This is a genomic window from Chryseobacterium sp., from assembly GCF_019236175.1.
GTDB lineage: Bacteria > Bacteroidota > Bacteroidia > Flavobacteriales > Weeksellaceae > Chryseobacterium.
The window spans coordinates 38,066-57,201 of the sequence record NZ_JAFAJM010000021.1; the positions used below are offsets into that span (position 1 = coordinate 38,066).

Sequence of the window (19,136 nt, forward strand, 5' to 3'; positions counted from 1 at the left end):
GATGAAAACAAAAAATAAAAAATGGTTGTACTGGGTTGTGGGCGGCATCATTGTTATTGGTGCAGTCTGGTTTTTCTTCATCAGAGAGAAAGAAATAAAAATCCAGCTGGAAACGGTTAAACCTGAGATGGGAGAAATTTCAAAATCCATTACTGCCACAGGAACCATACAACCGGTGGATACGGTGGCTGTAGGTACTCAGGTATCGGGGATTATCAAAAGTATTTACGTTGATTTTAATTCAACCGTAAAAAAAGGACAGCTTCTGGCTACGCTGGATCCGGATCTGCTAAAATTTCAGTCAGAACAATATCAGGCTAACCTTCAAAATGCCAAAAGCAATCTCGCCTATAATGAGATCAACATCAACCGACAATCCCAGCTTTATAAAGTGGGAGCTATCAGCAAAGCAGATTTTGATAACGCAAACAATCAGTACAAGATGGCAAAAGCACAGGTAGGTACGGTAACAGCCCAGCTTTCTACCGCCAATAAAAACCTGTCCCTTACCAATATTTATTCTCCGATAGACGGAACTGTTCTCAACAGAAATGTAAGCGAAGGACAGACCGTTGCCTCCAGTTTCAGTACGCCTACTCTATTCAGTATAGCAAAAGACCTTACTAAAATGCGGGTTCGTGCTTCTGTAGATGAAGCGGATATCGGAAATGTAAAAGTAGGTCAGAAATCCACTTTTACGGTGGATGCCTTCCCGGATGAAACATTTACCGGTGAAGTAGCAGAAGTTCGTCTCCACCCTACTGTATCATCGAATGTTGTGAATTACACCACAATCATTAACGCAGATAATTCCAGTTTAAAATTAAAGCCGGGAATGACAGCCAATATCACCATTTACACTGAGGTTTTAGAAAATGTAATGAAAATACCAGCAGCGGCTACCAGCTTCAGACCGGACAGCCTGATTGTTCAGAAATATAAAGTAAATTCCCCTTTTGCCAACGGTAAAAAACATGAAAAAGGGCAATGGAAAAAACAAAATAAAGGAACAGACAAGAAAAATGAAGCCGCAGTCTGGGTTATTGCGAAAGACAGTACCCTATCCCGTAAAAAAATAAAAACCGGACTGGACAATGATACGGAAATACAGGTTATTTCAGGACTGAATAAAAATGATAACATTATTACCGGATACAAAGCCCTTTCCAAAAAAACTTCCGGCGGACAGGCCAAAAGCCCGTTTATGCCTCAAAGAAGAGGTGGCGGTAATAATAAAAACAGCGGCGGCGGTGGCGGCGGACCAAGATAAAAAGAGCCACCGGCAACTGACAATTAAATTAATATAAAGTTATGGCTGAAAAAATTCTTGAGATCATGGATCTTAAACGAGAATTCAGAATGGGCGAAGAAATCGTTCATGCCCTGAAAGGGGTAACATTTTCGGTTGAAAAAGGTGAATTTGTGACCATTATGGGAAGCAGCGGATCCGGTAAATCTACCTTACTGAATATTATAGGCTGTCTCGATAAACCTTCAGGCGGAGACTATATTCTGGATGGAGTCAATATCAAAAATCTTGATCGGGATGAGCTGGCTGTTTTAAGGAATCAGAAGATAGGATTTGTCTTTCAGGCCTACAACCTTCTTCCCAGAACCACGGCACGGGAAAATGTAGAACTTCCGCTTCTTTATAATTCGAAAGTTTCTGCAGAAGAGCGTCATAAGCGCTCATTACAGGCTTTAGCTGCCGTAAAGTTAGAAAGCAGAGTAGACCATCTTCCCAATCAAATGTCCGGCGGACAACAGCAGAGAGTTGCCATCGCCAGAGCCCTTGTAAATGAGCCCGTAATGATTCTGGCCGATGAAGCCACCGGAAATCTTGATACCAGAACATCCTATGAAATTATGGCGGTTATGCAGGATCTGAATAAACAGGGACGAACCATTGTTTTCGTCACCCATGAACCCGACATTGCCACTTTCAGCAGCAGAACCGTCACTTTAAGAGATGGAAAAGTCATAAAAGATGTAAAAAATGATAATATAAAGTCTGCTAAAGACGCTCTGGAAAACCTTCCTATGAATGATGACTATCAATAGTTTAAATTAAAATTAATTATAATGAACCTCACCAACCTCTTTAGAATTGCCTGGAAAGCTCTTTTACGGAACAAACTCCGCGCATTCCTTACCATGCTTGGAATCATCATCGGTGTTGCATCGGTCATTGCCATGACTGCTATCGGGGAAGGTTCAAAAAAGAGCATCAGTGATCAGCTTTCATCCATGGGCTCCAATATGATTACGATCCGTCCATCGAGTAATGTCAATGTTTCAGGAGGGGCCAGAATCGGGGCTTCAGGTTTACAGACTTTAAAACTACAGGATGCAGATGCTATTTCCAAAGGAGCTCCGGATGTTTCTTATGTTTCTCCTGCCGTACAGGCTAACGGACAATCCATCAACGGACCCAACAACTGGCCTACACAGCTTCAGGGCGTGAATGAAGAATACTTTAAAATCAGAGACTGGAATATTGCAAGCGGAAATCTTTTCACTAAAAAAGATGTCACGACATCTAATAAAGTCTGTCTTTTAGGACAAACGGTTTACACCAACCTTTTTCCCAACGGAGATGATCCGGTAGGAAGCATCATCAGGTTCAATAAAGTTCCGATGAAAGTAATCGGGGTACTAGCAACAAAAGGCTCTAATGCATTTGGACAGGATCAGGATGATGTCATCATTGCTCCTTTTAATACCGTTCAGAGACGATTTCTGGGAATTACCTACGTTCAGACTATCTATGCCGCTTCCACTGATGCTAATACCTCACAGCAGGCTACCGATCAGGTTTCAGAAATTTTAAGAAAACAACATAAACTTCCTGCGGATGGAAATAACGATGACTTCAGTGTCAGAACCCAGGCTGAACTCATTTCTACCATGAGCTCCACCAGTCAGCTTCTTACGGTTCTGTTATCTGCTATTGCCGGTATTTCCCTGATTGTAGGAGGTATCGGAATTATGAATATCATGTATGTTTCCGTAACGGAGAGAACAAAAGAAATCGGACTGAGAATGTCTATCGGGGCAAGGGGAAAAGATATTTTATATCAGTTTCTTATTGAAGCTGTTCTCATCAGTATTACCGGCGGGATTATTGGAGTTGCTCTGGGAATTCTTTCTTCAGAACTGGTTACTTTCTTTTTATCCTGGCCTACTTTTATCACGGAGTCTTCTATTATCATCTCCTTCATTGTCTGTGCTGTAACCGGTGTGTTTTTTGGATATTATCCGGCATTAAAAGCCTCTAAACTTGATCCTATTGAAGCATTGAGATACGAGTGATTACCCAATTTAATTTTCATAATAAAAAACTGCCTCTTTTTGAGGCAGCCTTGTTTTTTTCTAACAATTATCCAATCATTTAATGATTAGGAACACATCTCAGAAATGCAGATCCCTATTAAGGACCTGCCAATAGCACTGATACGCATCATTTCCGCATGGCTCTCCTGCTCTGCTGCAATAAGATCCATAACTCTAAGTTTTTCCTCCCTATAATTTTTTCAAACTACCTCTTGATTTTTTTTTAAGATATTTCATAAAAATGAAGTTGTAATGAGCGGGCATTTTAAAGCTAAAAAAGAAAACGTATGAATATGTAAACTCCAGTCTAATTTTTGGTCAACGTAAGTTTATTTTTTAACTTCGTAATTCATAAACTGAGTCATCATTTTATAAAAATACTAACAAAACTGCCATCACAAAATGAATACAATACAACCGGAAACCTTCACATTTCTAAAAAAACTGACAAAAAACAACAATCGTGAATGGTTTAATGAGCATAAAGATCTCTACACAGAGTCACAGGGAAATGTTATTTCTTTTCTGGAAGACCTCATAAGAGAAATGGCGGATTTCGAGGAAGAGCTTGCCAGAACAGATGCTAAAAAAGCACTTTTCAGAATTTACAGAGATACCCGGTTTTCAAAAGACAAAACACCCTATAAAACCAATTTCGGAGCCTCTCTGGGAATGGGTAAAGGAAGTCAGAAAGGAGGATATTACCTTCATATGGAGCCAGGTAAGTCGTTTATGGCCGGCGGAATTTACATGCCTGAATCTTCTGTTTTAAAAGAAGTCCGAAAGGAAATTTCATTATATGGGGCTGATTTTATGAAAGTTTTGCATCATAAAGAATTTAAAAAGTATTTTCCTGAGCTTGACCAAAGTGACAAACTTAAAAAAGTTCCTCAGGGATTTGAAAAAGAAGACCCGATGGCTGAATATCTGAAACTTAAAAATTTTATTATCCTGCATCCTTTGAAGGATGAAGAAGTCCTGAACAAAGATGCGGTAAAAAACCTGACAAAGGTATTCAGAATCATGAAACCGTTTAATGATTTTCTGAATACGCCCTTTCGTGTAGAGTAGTCTGAATCAACATCCGGTTTATCCCTATCATTATCCCCGGGAAAATACAATAAAAAATTTTATTCTTTATTGTATTTCCGGGATTGTCCGAAATAGGCTGTTCATCAGATGAAAAGCTCACGCAGCCCATCAACCGGCTGTTAAAATTTATTTTTCACAAAAAACAGCTGACAAACCATAACAGCTGATTATCAAATCATTATATTTAACATTTTTTAAGAAAAGTTTTACATTTTTGCTTATCTTTGCTGTTCGTCAAAAAGCCAAGGATGTCTTTATACCAAAAACTTGCAGAAAAGCTACAATATATAAGTCCGAATTTCTACAAAAAAAGATATTTTAAGAACTTAAACAATCTTAACAAAGATAATTTTTCGGAACGCAATGTAGAACCGGAACTGGTATGGATCAAAGAATACCTTCCTAAAAATGCTGTGATACTGGACATTGGTGCGAATGTGGGAACATTTCTTTATCAACTGGAAAATAAGCTGGATCATGAGCATATTTATGCTTTTGAACCTAATAAAAAACTTTACAGCCGCCTGAAAAGACTGTTTCCCCATATGAGAGTTCTGCCTTTAGCTCTTTCTGACGAGAATGTGGTAGCGGAATTTAAAGTTCCTGTCATCAATGGAAAAACAATTGCTTCCCGCGGAACCTTAAATACTTCTTACAAGGAAAAGGGTGAGGAAAAAAGCTATACTGAAAAAGTAAAAGTCATCAAACTTGATGACTGGGCTGCAATAGAACACTTTAACAAACTGGACTTCATCAAAATAGATGTTGAAGGCAATGAAATAAAGACACTTTCCGGAGCTAAAGAAACCATTAAACAGTTTCTTCCGACTTTAATGGTTGAGATGGAACAGAGACATCACCAAACACCTATATGGAATGAAATTGCTGAAGTGGAAAGCTGGGGATACGGGGCTCACTACCTCAACAGAAACAGCTTTAGATTAGAAACACTTACAGAAGACATTCTGCTGCAAAATATAAACGACGAAAAAAATAAAACTCAGTACATCAACAATATTATTTTTATACCTAAAACAAGTTTATGAGTGTAGTAGCGAGACAAGGCTTCAAATATTCCATTATCGGTTATATTGGTTTTTTGCTGGGCACGGTTTCCGCAATCTTCATCTTCCCGAATGATTTTGAATTTTACGGTAAACTCCGCTATATACTTCCTGCTGCTGAGATGCTGGTTCCTTTTGTAGTGCTTGGAATTTCATATTCAAATGTAAAATTCTTTCACAGGGTAGAAAAAGACGGTAAGAAACAAAATATGCTGTCATTATCATTGCTCACTGTTTTCGTCAACTTTCTTGTATTTACTGCAGTATTTTTTATACTGCCTTATTTTTACCCGAAATTCAGACATTCAGAAGCCTGGAAGATTAAAGAAATGATCCTTCCTTTAATTCTTATTCTTTCATTCTGTGCTATTTTCAATAAATATACCTCCAATTATAAAAGAATTGTAGTTTCCAATATTTTTGATAATCTGCTTCCTAAAATTGCTAATCTGGGAGCTTTTTGTCTGTTCTATTATTTCGCTTTATCTCAAAAAATTGCATTTGCTTTCTTCTTCGGAACATTTGCTTTCATGCTTTTCGGATATATTTATTACACCAACAGACTGGAAAAAATCCAGCTTGATTTCAATACGGATTATTTCAAAAAAAATAATCTGTGGAAAGATTTCTTTAACTATAGTTTTTTTGGTTTTCTGGGAACTTTCGGAAATTACCTGGCTATCAACAGTTTTATGATCGGAGAATTCATGGGCATGGAAGAGGTTGGAATTTATTCTGTCCTGTATGCGCTTATTTCACTGATATCCATTCCCCAGTTGGGATTGTTTAATATTTCAGCTCCTATTATCAATAAAACACTTGCTGACGGAGACATGGAAGAGCTTGACCGGTTTCACAAAAAAACCTCCCTGTCTTTATATTTTCTGGGCGCCGTATTATTCTCCTGCATTATGGTGGGTTTCCCCTATCTGACACAGTTTATGCCTAAAAACGGCACTATGCTCCGGGAATACGAACCGGTAGTCTGGATCTGGGGCTCTGCTGTTTTAATTGATCTGGCTACAGGATTTAACGGTAATATCATTTCTCTTTCAAAATATTACAGATTCAACATTCTGGTGATGCTTTTACTGGCAGGATTAACCATCGGACTGAATTATTATTTCATCAAAAATACAGAGCTGAAACTGATTGGGATTGCATTATCTACCGCTATTTCTCTTAGTATTTACAATGTTATAAAAATTATTTTCAATTATATTGTATTTAAAGTATCTCCGTTGAGTATTGAAATGATTTTCGTTTCAATTATCTGTACTCTGGCGATCACCGTTGCCATTGTTCTTCCTAATTTCAGCAGCAACCTGATCAATCTGGTTTACAAACCTTTTGTAGTCCTGTTACTGATCTATATCGGAAATTATTTCACCAAAATTTTCCCGATAGAAGATTACCTGAACATGAGATTTATTAAAAGTGTTTTCAAGTTTAAATAAACGATATACGGATCTGAAAACTCAAAGATTCCGGTAATTCAATATAAAAAAACGCTCCGGTTGGGAGCGTTTTCTCTTTATATTTTACCTCTTATTTTTACTGAACCGGCAGTTCCGGTGGCCTCATTTTATATTTATAGCTATTAAGGGTTTTGAGAAAAGCTACAATATCAAATACCTCATCATCCGTAAGATTCAGCCTGACAATCATTGCAGATTTATGTGGAAACTTCGGATCATTCGTCTGATGAGCTTTAGGAATTTCCCGTCCCATTCCTGCATTATACATCATCACAACATTGGCGAGTTCCGGAAAAAGGCCATTATGCATATAGGGCTTATTATCTGTCACTTCTCTCAGCGTCGGGGTTTTGAATTTTCCTACATCTTCATTCTTCAGCGTTTCCTTATACCTTCCAAGGTCTTCGTATTTTCTTCCGTAATAAGTAAGCCCCAGATTATGAAACTTCTGATCTGAGAAATAGGGTGTATTATGACAATTGATACAGTTAGCTTTTGTTCTGAATAAATGCAGCCCGTTGACTTCAGAATCCGTCAGCTCATTTTTCTTACCTCTTATGAATTTATCAAAACGGGAAGCCGGGCTTACCAGGGTTCTTTCAAAAGTAGCAATCGCTTTAGAAATTCTTTCTTCTGTAATATCCTTAGTTCCGAACGCTTTTTCAAAATAGACTTTATAGCCTTTTACCTTTCTTATATTTTTTGTAGCCAGCTTATAATGAATATTCATTTCCACCGGATTTTCAATCGGTGATTTTACCTGCTCCTCAAGGGTCATGGCTCTTCCGTCCCAGAATAATGTTTTTGCATATCCTATATTAATCAGTGTAGGAGCATTCCTGGTTCCCGTTTGTCTGTTGTGTCCAAAGGAAACTCTGCTTCCGTCTGCCCATCCCAAATCCGGATTATGACAGTTTGCACACGAGATCTGACCTGAACCGGATAAGCGCGGATCAAAGAAAAGCATTTTTCCCAGTTCTGCTTTATCTTCGGAATAAGGATTATCCGCGGGAAATGTCATTTCAGGAAGAGAACCTATATCCTGAAATCCTGCTTTCGCTTCATCAAAGAGCTGCATTTTAGGCCACAGAGAATGATGACCACTCCCGTACAATTCGCGCAGTTCATTTACGGTATATCCCGTCGGATCATTAGTGGTATAGGCAGACATTATAATTATTGATGCAACAGCCAGTATTGCAAGATATCTTTCCTTCATTTTAATAAAATACTTTCAATGCAAAACTACCCATAAAGTTTGCATTACCATTATAATTAGTCACAGCCTGCTGATACTGATTTCCTGCAAGCCAGTTTTGGGTTAATATTCCTTCAATCTCATAGCGGATTTTTGCCCGGTTCATCTTATATTTCAGGTGTAAGGTAAACCCTGTTTTTGCGGAAGCGTCATATCCGTAATCAGGGATCGCAATTTTTTGTACAAATATATTTTCTTTTGTACTCTGATAAGGAATATACATAAAATTTTTCTGAACAGGGAGATACAGATACTGATCTACCCCGACTGCCAGTTTATCCTCCGTATTCACACGAAATTCTTTTTCATATCCCATACAATACTGGAAATAATTGATTTCCCTGTCCAGAACTACGGAAATATCCTTCACTCTGTTTCTTCCGTATAAAAAATCCAGACGGATTTTCTGGGACTCATTCCTTGTATTGAACCAACGGATATTATTATTCCAGCTTAGCTGATACTGATGCAGTCTATAGGTTTTATATTTAAGTTCATAATTGAAATTATCATCCATCTGATCCCAGAAATCCAGTCGTGAAACCCAATGATATCCATTCAACTTCCCGAGAAAATTTACATAAGCACTGTGCCTATCCGTTCTCAATCCCGAATATTTCATATAGACCCGTCGCTCTACATTATCCGTATCTTTATAGCTGTATTGTTTATAAAAGCGTTCAATAAAATACTGATAATCATATCCTGCACTTAGATGGATATTTTTAGTATTGAATGCATATTCTCCGCCCCAGATATACCCGTCAGATTTATATTCGGTATAGGAATAAAGATCTCCTTTATACTGATTCCCGTAGCCTTCATTATACCGGATATACACACTATCACTGGAGGGCACATTGGTATTTAAATTCACATACATGATATCATTCTTCCGGTAGTCATTGAAGTATTTACCTTTAGCAAAAAGGCTATGCTCTTTCCAGTTCAGTCCTATTTTAGAAAATACATTATAAACGTAACGGTCTGTTTTAGGACGCGGATCTGCATCTCTGTATGCTTTTGTAAAATTTCCTTCGACCCCTAGCTGGGTGATCATAAAATCTAATGGCCGGTATGCTAACACCCCATAAATATTATAATCCTGCTTTAACCAGTCTGCCGGTCTCGGCGCGTAGAAATAAGACGGATTATGGATAAAGGGCTGGTTAGTAGTTCTCTCATCCGTTAGAATAAAAGGAACCGCATGTTCTTTCTCCCGAATAGCATTCAATCTTCCTGAAAGGACGATTTTCGGAGAGAGCTGAAATACACCCTGTGAATTAAAATTGAAAGCTTCTGATTTTTCCGGAGACTGCACTCTTTTAAATCCCTGTTTATTCACGGAATAATTAAAAGAAGTTGCTGAAAAATCCAGGGGATGAAAAAAGTTCAGATAAGGATTTTCCAGCCTGATATTTTTTTCTATATCACTGATATCAATGCTATCCAGTCTGGTATTCTGTGAAAACACCGGTTGATTGGCTAAAATCAGGACAAACAGGATAAAATATCCGTACCATGACAATTTACTTCTATGATTATTGTGCATTTCCTCTTGGGCTTACTTTTATCGTTGTAAAATCATTTTGGGAATTATTCGTATCCATCAGAATAGTCCTTCCGTTGACCACCTGTTTTATTTTTCTGATGATGGAATAAGAACTGTAATCAGGATAAGGAGCTCCTGACAGATCTTTAATAAAAGCTCTTGTAGCATCTATATCCATTGGTAAATCTTTTGGTGCTTTTAATTCTTTATCGGTTGTATCTACCCCGTCAATAATGATTTCTTTAGGAATTCTGGCAAATAGCGGCCCAGTTACGCTTTTAGGACTTGGTACTTTTGCAAAAGATGCAACCTCATCCGGAGAGGCTTTAAATATGATAAATGCCGGTCTGGAAGTCACACTCAACAGCATATCTTTAGAACTGCTTGCCCAATGGACAATCTGCATATCAGGAACCATAATATTTTGTATATCATACATATAAGGACTTCCACCGTTAGCCGTAAGATAATCTCCAAGGTAGGTTTCAAAATCTGCTCCGCTGAGATCTACGGTCAGTTCAGGTTTTTTAATTCCAACCGATTGTCCGTTGGGAGTATCATAAGGTGCTTTGTGATTAATTGCGGTCTGCGCAATGACAATACTTTCCCCTGGTAAAATCGGGTGCTGATTTCCATTACCGGGAACTCTGATCACGACATTGGCATAGACGTAATCTGTATTTGCACTTGCCCCAATACTGTTTCCTGTAGATTTACTCCAGTCATACTGCCCATTGGCCAGGGTATAAGACGTCACATTACTGTTTGTATTCCCTTCCAAAAGTCCAATATATAAACCATCTGCATAAATAGTTTCATCAGAATTATTATAAATTTCCAGAAAATGATCCCTGAAAGAAGCACCTTCAGTGGTGGAAGAACCGGCATAATACACCTGCTTAATCACCAGATCTCCTACTCTTCCTGAAGAGAGTATAATTTCCGCTGCGGAAACATTCACATTCACAATCGCTTTTTCCTTCATTCCTCCAAAATGAACTTCGGTATTGGATGTAGACATTCCGAATATTGTTTCATATTCCTGCTTAGACATTGCTGATTCCGCAGTAATATTATAAGTTCCGGGAAGAATGGCATTAAAATGTAATTCTCCGTTAATATCTGTTTTCCCGATTACTTTGTCACCGGTAGAAATATTTTCTAAGGTTACCGTGGAATTGGCAGCTCCTTTCCCTCCCAGCTGACCGAATTTGGCAGCATCATATCTTACCTTTACCATATAAGGTACCGGCTGAAGATCACTGCTGCTTCCGAAGTCATCTTCTCTTTTACATCCTAAAACCACGAGAATTAGCAGTGGTAAAAACAAATAGGTTATTATATTTTTCATAATACAACTGATTTTAAAATTTATATGAGATATTAGCTCCGAATGATGTTGGACTAAAGTTCCCGTATTGGGTTCCGTATTCACTATAGGCTTTAAGATTGAAAACATTATTCACGTAGATGGATATTCTGAAACCACTCAGGAAATCCTTAGTTACCCGAAGGTGTATATTATGCAATGTTTTACTCCCCAACCCGGATAAGGTTTCATCTGATGATTTTCTAAAAAGGTTCTGGTACCTCGGATCGCTTCTTTCTCCTTCCGGAATCATGACCACATTAAGTTGCGGATCGATATAACCGACCGGATAAATGCTTCTGCCCGAAGTCTGTCTCTTATCTATTAAAAAATGATCGGTACGAAGACCTATGATCAACCCTGAAGACGGCAAATGATAGTCAAAACTAAAACTGGCTCTTGCCATATCCGCGTTGGAATAGGTATCATTGTAGAGCCCGTACTGGAAAGCCGGATCCGGAACTGAAAGTGCTGAAATGGTAGGAATTCCTTCATTCTTTTTACTTTTTGTGGTTACATAAGAAGCATTAAAAGCTGTTACCAGATTCAGGGCTTCTATTTTTTTAAAAGAAACCATAAGCTCCAGTCCTTTATCTGTAGATTCATATCCGTTGGTGATTCTGTTTTGCAGATAATAAAACTTGTCACTTCCTACAATTTCAAAAGTAGGAATTTGAGTTCCGGTAACATTTACTTCCACTTTGGCTTTATCCACCACTTTAGCTACTGATATCGTGCTGAAGCCATCGAAAAGTCTGTTGTAATAGGCCGTAAGGTTTATCGTTGCAAATGGAAGTTTATAATCTATTCCGAATTCAGTTTTCCAGCTTTTTGAAGGTTTGAGATCTACATTATCTCCGGGAGTCACCACGGTTTGCATAATTCCCACTGTATAATATCCCGGGAGGCGGTAATCTCCCAGAAGAAGATCAAAATATCTCGGTCCTGTATATAGCTGATTGAGCGAAGGCGCTTTGGAGGTAAGTCCAAATCCTGCACGCAGGCTGAGATTTCCCATCTGATAAGAGGTATTTATCCTCGGCGACAGGGTTGATTTTCCGTTTTGAATATCATAACGGAGTCCCAGGTTTGCTCTGATGGCATGTTTATTATTTAATCGTTTGAAAATATTATCCTGTGCATAAAAGGCATACTGGAAAGTAGCGAGAACATTATCCTGATAATTATAATCCCGTACTCCGTTTGCTGTTCCTCCGGTTGTGGCAATAGTGGAAAATTGTCCGGCTGTTCCATACTTCCCTCTTCCGAGGTTATCTCCATACCTGAAATTAAATCCTGCCGAATACATATGTACCCATCTTTTAGAAGTGGTATACACCCCGTCAGCACTTGTATTGACAGAAATACTGATCGGTTTACCGTCCACATACGTCATATTTTCATAGCTGGGCGGAGTGTAGGGCGCATAGTACACACTGTTTTCCAGAGCATTTCCGTAAGGGCGCGCGCCCTGATTCAGGTAATATTTTCTCTCCGTCAGCTGGGTAGCATAACTTAATCCTACATCTGCACTTAAGGTATTGAATATTTTACGGGCCCGACCTCTCAGCATATATTTAAAATTATCGCTTATTGAAAAGCTCTTATTTTTACTGTTGATGACAATTCCCTGCAAATCATCCGGATCTCTTTTTCCGTTGCTGGTATTCTGAGAAAATGAAAAAGAGACTCGATTTCTTATCCTTTTGGTATTGATTCCCCAAAGCATATTGGTACTGAACCTATCATACCCGATCAGACTGGTTCTGGGATCTGTAATGGAATTCATATAATCTGCGGAAACATTCAGATTTTGATCATTCTTAAGAGCAAATCCTCTGGTAAGCCCCAACTGATAAGTTCCCTCCCTGAGCGATGCATCCAGGCGCAGCGGGGATCTTTTGGCAAATGTCGTCACCTTAATAAGTCCTGAAGTCAGGTCTCCGTATTTAGCATCGGGAATCCCCTGAACGACTTCTATACTTTCAATATTCTCTGTAGGAATTTCACGCAGGTCAATCCCGAAGTTGGGCTGTGCCGGAGTTAATGTACCGGACCTTCCCGTCGTCGTAAAATTGATTCCAAAAGGAGAACTATACGCCGAATTATAGCTTTGCATATTTTCATTATTTGATAAAGCAATATCATTCACCATAAGCTGTACACCGAAGGCTTTATTTCCTGCTTCATCGCCGCTTAAAATTGTCGAACCTGAGGTTACCGAAGCACCACTTGCCGTACGGAAGACAATATTTTTAAACTGGGTATTATCAAAAGGCTGCACAAATTGTCCCGGTAATTGCTGAAGAACATCCCCTACTGAAAAAGACTGAATATTCTGGAGTGCTTCCTGTTTGATTTCTATTTCCGAGAAATTCTTCTTTTTAGCAGTAAGTTCAATGCCATCAATTCTGATATCCGAAATGGCATCCGTGTAAACGATAGAAGCTTTCTTGTCTTTTACAACAAGTTTTTCATTTTTTTTCAGAAAAATAGTTTTGGGAAGCTGCCCCGGTTGGCTGAGAATAATTTCACATCCGCCTGTATAGGTTGTAATGCCTTTTTCAACATAGATCATTCTGCATCGCTTAACTTCAAAAGTCCCGTTATTCAGATCTATATTTTTTTCCTGACCGTATAAAATCGTAACAGACCCTATAAATAGGACTGCGCTCAATACAATTCGTTTCAATTTTTTATAATTAGGCCGCTAAATTATTTATAATTTTTCTAAATAAAAATAATTAAGAAGTGAATTTTATCATTTTAATAAAAATAAACTTATAAATTTAAAGAATAAATAATTAAACACCATGCAGTGAAAAATTAAAATATCTAAAACAAAACGAGCTCCGACAAATGTTGGAGCTCGTTTTTATGCTTTTATCATGCGGTCAGGTAATATTATCCTGAAGTCAGTTTCATTAGAAGTTTTTCTGTTTTTTTAAGGATTTCTTCTTTCCCGTATTCCTTTCGGAAATCATAATTCAGCCTGGCCAGCTCGTTCACTTGCCGGAGGAAATTTTCACCTTCGGGAACGATAAAATTTAATTTTGAAGGATAAGCTGAAGGAAAAACCGCCCATTTTCCATATACTACTGCATCTCCCAAATTACCGGTCATTTTCGTAACCCCATAGGTTTCTTTCATGCTGAAAAACTCAGTTTCCTGTTGTATCGGACACCAGAGCACATCTGCTTTCTGCATCCACTGATTAAACTCATAAGAAGAAACTCTATCGGAGAAATAGGTGATCCGTATATTTTCCGGCAGTTTTTGTGATAACTCCCCCAGCTGCTTCAGTTCGTGATCTTTTGCCTTTCCCAAAAAGACAAATTCATAGCTTTGATCCGCTTTTATATGTTGAATGGTCGTAAAAATATATTGATAATTCCTTCTTTTCTGAGAAACTCCACCCGGAATCACAATAATCCGATGTTCATTGTCTGTTTGTGGAAAATCCTTTGTATAAAAAAGAGGTAAAAACTGATACCTTTCTGAAGCCATCGCTTCATCAAGAACCAAGAGTGATTGTGAAGTCAGATATATTTTAGAAGAATATAGCAATCCTTCTTTTAGCCATAGCTTCAGACGGTAGATTACATCTCCTTTGAAAATACTTTTCAAAAGGCTCGGTTTTGAGGCTTTGGTAAAATTAAGATTATGAGCTATAACAGCCGTATTGTATTTTTTAATGAGGGTAAAAAAAGTAGTAAAATAACGGTGAACAGTCCCGATCATAATCAAATCATAATTTTTTTCTTTTAATTGATCCAGAATCATGGAACTGTCTGAAAGAAATACAGCCTCATGCCCTGATCTGATCTGATCTTTAATTTTCTTTGAAAAATAATAATCTACAGCAAAATCCTGAGAATCCTGCATAATATCCATGAAAGCCTGGGCGATTTCAGCGTGGGTATCTATTTCTATGTAGGCTATTTTTTTCACTAATGAATAACAGATATATAGGTTAATTTTTTATTTACATTTCATTTATAAATCTCCGTTTCGCTTACATTTTCAGCCACTTTTTCTTTAGCATTCTCCAACGTTGATCATTAACCAGCTTCTGTTCTTCTCTGGTAATTTTCAACACTGCTTTTTGAGATCTGCAGCCTTCATAAGTTTTAACAATATCAAAGAAAAATGACAAAGACTTACTTTTCATTGCTTCTTTTGAAGAGGCAACATAAGCCAGAAATCTGTTTAGACCCAGAAAATAGAAATACCTGCCATAATAATCTGCGGGTCTGATGGTATAATCTGCTCCTTTTACTTTAATCAGTTTTACCTGTAATTCAGGAAAAACAACTTCCTTCCAACCGAAATGTTCGAGAAGTATAGAATCTATATTATCCCAACCCAATGTTTCCCTTAGACCTCCGATCTGAATAAAACATTCTTTACGATAGGCTTTCATTGGCCCTCTTACGTGGTATTTGTTGGAATTCCCTTCATACACCCAGTTTCCGTCTTTCTCTATATACAATAAGCCACCTACCAAACCATAATCCGGATTATCGGCGAATGCTTTTTCTACTGTTTCCAGATAATTTTCAGAAAGGATAATATCCGCATCAAATTTACAGATAATATCAAATTCATGGATAGACTGAGTCTGCAAGCCATTTTTAAAAGCATGAACAACTTTAGAACCCGGCTGATGTTCAGACTTTTGAAGATTAATGGTTTCAAAACGAGGATCACTTTCTGTATATTTCCGGATGACTTCCGGAGTTTTGTCTGTAGAGCCATCATTGACAACAACTACTGTAAAGTCTTTGCAGGTTTGTGACTGTAAAGAATCCAGGGTGAATGAAAGATTGTTTTCTTCGTTATGTGCAGGAATTATGATTAAAAACCTCACGAATTATAGTATAAATGATGAATAATAAGGGGTAAATGATCTGCGAACGACCATCTACCCCTTATTGATTTTTATTTGTTATGCGGCTTCAGCATATTTTTAGGATCAAGAATTTCGTCTAACTTCTCCTGAGAAAGAATTCCTTTTTCCAGAACAAGGTTATAAACGCTTTTTCCTGTTTCCAATGCTTCTTTAGCGATTTGCGTAGACTGCTTATATCCGATATAAGGATTCAGTGCCGTTACAATACCAATACTGTGTTTTACCATATTCAGGCAAACTTCTTTATTAGCAGTGATTCCTACCACACATTTCACACGAAGGGTATCCAGCGCATTGCAAAGGAAGTTGATATTTTCCATGATCGCATGAGAAAGTACCGGTTCCATTACATTAAGCTGCAATTGTCCTGCTTCTGCAGCAAAGGTTACGGTAAGATCGTTTCCGATAACTTTAAAGCATACCTGATTCACTACTTCAGGAATGACAGGATTTACTTTTCCCGGCATAATGGATGATCCGGGCTGCATAGGAGGAAGATTAATTTCAAAAAGCCCTGCTCTTGGTCCTGAAGAAAGCAATCTTAAGTCGTTACAGATCTTAGATAATTTCACAGCAAGACGTTTCATTGCTGAAGAATAAATTACATAAGAGCCTGTATCCGGTGTCGCTTCTACCAGATTTGGTGCTGAAACTATAGGAAATCCTGTAATCTGCGCCAGATTTTTAGCACAAAGACTGGCATAACCTACCGGGGCATTCAAACCTGTTCCAATAGCTGTTGCCCCCATATTCACCTCTACAAAAAGAAGCGCATTGTTATCCAGTTTGGAGATATCTTCTTCCAGAGTAGCAGCATATGCTTCAAATTCCTGCCCCAAAGTCATTGGTACAGCATCCTGAAGCTGAGTACGGCCCATCTTAATAACATCCTGGAATTCCTGTCCTTTAGCTCGGAAAGCGGCAATAATTTTTTCAAGCCTTTCTACCAGACCGACATTCATCTGCAGCAATCCTATTTTGATCGCTGTAGGATAGGCATCGTTGGTTGATTGTGAAAGATTGATATGATCATTAGGAGAGCAAAACTCATACTCGCCCTTATTTTTTCCCAATTTCTCCAATACAACATTGGCAATGACTTCATTCGCATTCATATTGATGGAAGTACCTGCACCACCCTGAATCATATCTACCGGAAACTGATCATGATATTTACCTGCGACAATCTCATCACAGGCTTCTGCGATTTTGAAATACAGGTTTTCATCAAGAAGTCCTAATTCATAATTGGTTTTTGCTGCTGCTTTTTTTACGAAAGCTAAACCTTTGATAAAGTCCGGATAAGAAGACAAAAGCTGTCCCGAGATTTTAAAATTGTCGATTGCTCGTTGTGTCTGAACCCCATAATAAGCATCTAAAGGCACATTCAGTTCGCCTAATAGATCACTTTCTTTTCTGAAATTTTCCATTACAGATATTTTACTGTTTTTGATGGGTTAAAGTTAACAAAAACGCATCTAACAGATGCGTTTTAAGTAGAATTTATTTTACCGGATATTTTTGATTCAAAGCTTGCAGTATGGCCCAGGTTTCGGCATCCATAATTCCGTCATAATTCTGAGGACGGAAGTGGTACTGGAATGCTTCTATTGTTTTCTTGGTCGCATCATCCCATTTACCGCTGAGCTCAATCCCATACCCGAACTTCTGTAAAGCGGTCTGCACCTGAAAAATAAAAGCAGTATCTATATACCGGCTTGCAAAATCCAGTTGTGCCACTTCCAGATAATTCTGTTTGGCTGTTTCATCATACCACATTCCCAGCTGATACTCATCATATAGCTTTTTCCATGGGAACATAGGCCCGGGATCCTGTTTTCTTGTCGGAGCAATATCTGAATGAGCAAGAACATTGGTAGCCGGGATCTGATATCTTGTGGCGATATCTTTGGCCAATGCAGCTACTTTTTTCATCTGCTCATCACTAAACGGAGCAAATATTCTTTTTCCTGTACCATCCGTAGAATAACCTGCATTCACAATCTCAATACCGATTGAAGTATCATTAAGGTTTTTATCATTCCTCCACGCACTTACTCCTGCATGATAGGCACGTTTGTTTTCATCTACCAGCTGGTAAATTTCATTGTCTCCTGTATTATTAACAAGATAATGGGCGCTTACTGCCTGTTGTGTAAGAACCATGATCGACTTATCGTCCGGAAGAGCTGTATAATGTAATATTAAGTAACGCTGTCTGAAATTCTGTGCAACAGCAGGAAAATAAGTCTTAACAACTTTATATCCCACCGGTTTTGCAGAAACGATAGAACCATAACTTGCGGTATTATCATTTTTTGTAGGGTCTGCTATATTGGTAGTAAAAAAGTCAACTCCATGATCAGAAACAATTTTTGGTTTTGGAGCTTCCGGAGTCGTTGTTTTAACGACCGGTTTCGGCTGTGCCACGGGGGTTTTCGGTTTGTACGTATTTTTTTTCACATTTTGTTGGGAAGTACATGAAAAAACAAAAGCGCTTAATCCGATGATATATAATGTCTTACGCATCAGTTTGGTTTTTTAATGATTTATTACCTCAAAAATACACAAATTTTTCTTGAAAAATATTTGGTAAATAAAGAAATCTGTTCTATATTTGCACTCGCAATAACGGAACAACGATCATTAAAAAATAAACAAAAAAGGAGGGTTGCCGGAGTGGTTAACGGAGCAGTTTGCTAAACTGTCGACGCGAAAGTGTCGCAAGGGTTCGAATCCCTTACCCTCCGCTCTCTTATATATTCTCGGGGCGTAGCGTAGTCCGGTCATCGCGCCTGGTTTGGGACCAGGAGGTCGCAGGTTCGAATCCTGCCGCCCCGACTTTTTAATGAGCTTATTTAATTAAGCAAAATCAACGTTTAAGGGTGCGTAGCTCAGCTGGATAGAGCATCTGCCTTCTAAGCAGACGGTCAAAGGTTCGAATCCTTTCGCGCTCACTTAAAGACTTACTGGAAACAGTGAGTCTTTTTTGTTTATATTAGTTCTATGTATTTTTGTTATATACTTCATTCTAAAACTTTAGATAAATTCTACATTGGACATTCTTCAGAATCTTTA

At 38.2% G+C, this 19,136-nt stretch carries 14 protein-coding genes and 3 tRNA genes; 9 read left to right on the forward strand and 8 right to left on the reverse strand.

Going from position 1 to position 19,136, the window contains the following annotated elements:
- The first annotated feature begins 1 nt into the window (after position 1).
- The 6 genes from JO178_RS19170 (at position 2) to JO178_RS19195 (ending at position 6,946) form a co-directional block, all read left to right on the forward strand.
- Positions 2 to 1,270, forward strand: coding sequence for an efflux RND transporter periplasmic adaptor subunit (locus JO178_RS19170; protein ID WP_291939295.1), 1,269 nt, complete (start codon positions 2 to 4; stop codon positions 1,268 to 1,270).
- 41 nt (positions 1,271 to 1,311) lie between these two features.
- On the forward strand, positions 1,312 to 2,061 hold the full coding sequence (locus JO178_RS19175) for an ABC transporter ATP-binding protein (RefSeq protein WP_291939298.1): 750 nt from the start codon (positions 1,312 to 1,314) through the stop codon (positions 2,059 to 2,061).
- A 21-nt stretch (positions 2,062 to 2,082) separates the two neighbouring features.
- Positions 2,083 to 3,312 (forward strand): ABC transporter permease, encoded by a 1,230-nt coding sequence (locus JO178_RS19180; protein ID WP_291939301.1) that lies wholly within the window; start codon positions 2,083 to 2,085, stop codon positions 3,310 to 3,312.
- Between the two features lie 423 nt (positions 3,313 to 3,735).
- Complete coding sequence (locus JO178_RS19185; protein ID WP_291939303.1) at positions 3,736 to 4,404, forward strand: DUF2461 domain-containing protein; 669 nt, start codon at positions 3,736 to 3,738, stop codon at positions 4,402 to 4,404.
- A gap of 269 nt (positions 4,405 to 4,673) precedes the next feature.
- Positions 4,674 to 5,471 (forward strand): FkbM family methyltransferase, encoded by a 798-nt coding sequence (locus tag JO178_RS19190; protein WP_291939305.1) that lies wholly within the window; start codon positions 4,674 to 4,676, stop codon positions 5,469 to 5,471.
- Positions 5,468 to 6,946: a lipopolysaccharide biosynthesis protein gene (locus JO178_RS19195; RefSeq protein ID WP_291939307.1), complete on the forward strand. Its 1,479-nt coding sequence runs from the start codon at positions 5,468 to 5,470 to the stop codon at positions 6,944 to 6,946. The genes JO178_RS19190 and JO178_RS19195 overlap by 4 nt, the downstream gene beginning before the upstream one ends.
- 97 nt (positions 6,947 to 7,043) lie before the next feature.
- Here the strand turns inward: JO178_RS19195 and JO178_RS19200 are convergent, their stop codons facing one another.
- From JO178_RS19200 to JO178_RS19235, 8 genes are all read right to left on the reverse strand, one after another.
- Entirely contained in the window at positions 7,044 to 8,186 is a 1,143-nt protein-coding gene (locus tag JO178_RS19200; RefSeq protein ID WP_291939309.1) for a cytochrome c peroxidase, read from the reverse strand.
- 1 nt (position 8,187) lies between these two features.
- Positions 8,188 to 9,777 (reverse strand): DUF6850 family outer membrane beta-barrel protein, encoded by a 1,590-nt coding sequence (locus JO178_RS19205; RefSeq protein ID WP_291939312.1) that lies wholly within the window; start codon positions 9,775 to 9,777, stop codon positions 8,188 to 8,190.
- Positions 9,767 to 11,128, reverse strand: coding sequence for a DUF4876 domain-containing protein (locus tag JO178_RS19210; RefSeq protein WP_291939315.1), 1,362 nt, complete (start codon positions 11,126 to 11,128; stop codon positions 9,767 to 9,769). Before JO178_RS19210 ends, JO178_RS19205 begins: the two co-directional genes overlap by 11 nt.
- 13 nt (positions 11,129 to 11,141) lie before the next feature.
- Complete coding sequence (locus JO178_RS19215; protein ID WP_291939317.1) at positions 11,142 to 13,823, reverse strand: TonB-dependent receptor; 2,682 nt, start codon at positions 13,821 to 13,823, stop codon at positions 11,142 to 11,144.
- A gap of 227 nt (positions 13,824 to 14,050) precedes the next feature.
- Entirely contained in the window at positions 14,051 to 15,097 is a 1,047-nt protein-coding gene (locus tag JO178_RS19220; RefSeq protein WP_291939320.1) for a hypothetical protein, read from the reverse strand.
- A gap of 64 nt (positions 15,098 to 15,161) precedes the next feature.
- Positions 15,162 to 16,016, reverse strand: a complete 855-nt coding sequence (locus JO178_RS19225; protein ID WP_291939323.1) for a glycosyltransferase family 2 protein — start codon at positions 16,014 to 16,016, stop codon at positions 15,162 to 15,164.
- A 71-nt stretch (positions 16,017 to 16,087) separates the two neighbouring features.
- Positions 16,088 to 17,488, reverse strand: coding sequence for an aspartate ammonia-lyase (gene aspA, locus JO178_RS19230; protein WP_291939325.1), 1,401 nt, complete (start codon positions 17,486 to 17,488; stop codon positions 16,088 to 16,090).
- Between the two features lie 73 nt (positions 17,489 to 17,561).
- Positions 17,562 to 18,587 carry an N-acetylmuramoyl-L-alanine amidase gene (locus tag JO178_RS19235; RefSeq protein ID WP_291939328.1) on the reverse strand — a complete coding sequence of 342 codons (1,026 nt, stop codon included), beginning with the start codon at positions 18,585 to 18,587 and terminating at the stop codon, positions 17,562 to 17,564.
- A gap of 136 nt (positions 18,588 to 18,723) precedes the next feature.
- Here JO178_RS19235 and JO178_RS19240 point away from each other — a divergent pair.
- From JO178_RS19240 to JO178_RS19250, 3 genes are all read left to right on the forward strand, one after another.
- Positions 18,724 to 18,808 (forward strand) — tRNA-Ser (locus JO178_RS19240).
- A 16-nt stretch (positions 18,809 to 18,824) separates the two neighbouring features.
- A tRNA-Pro gene (locus tag JO178_RS19245) sits at positions 18,825 to 18,899 on the forward strand.
- 42 nt (positions 18,900 to 18,941) lie between these two features.
- Positions 18,942 to 19,015, forward strand: a tRNA-Arg gene (locus JO178_RS19250).
- The last annotated feature ends 121 nt before the right edge of the window (positions 19,016 to 19,136 follow it).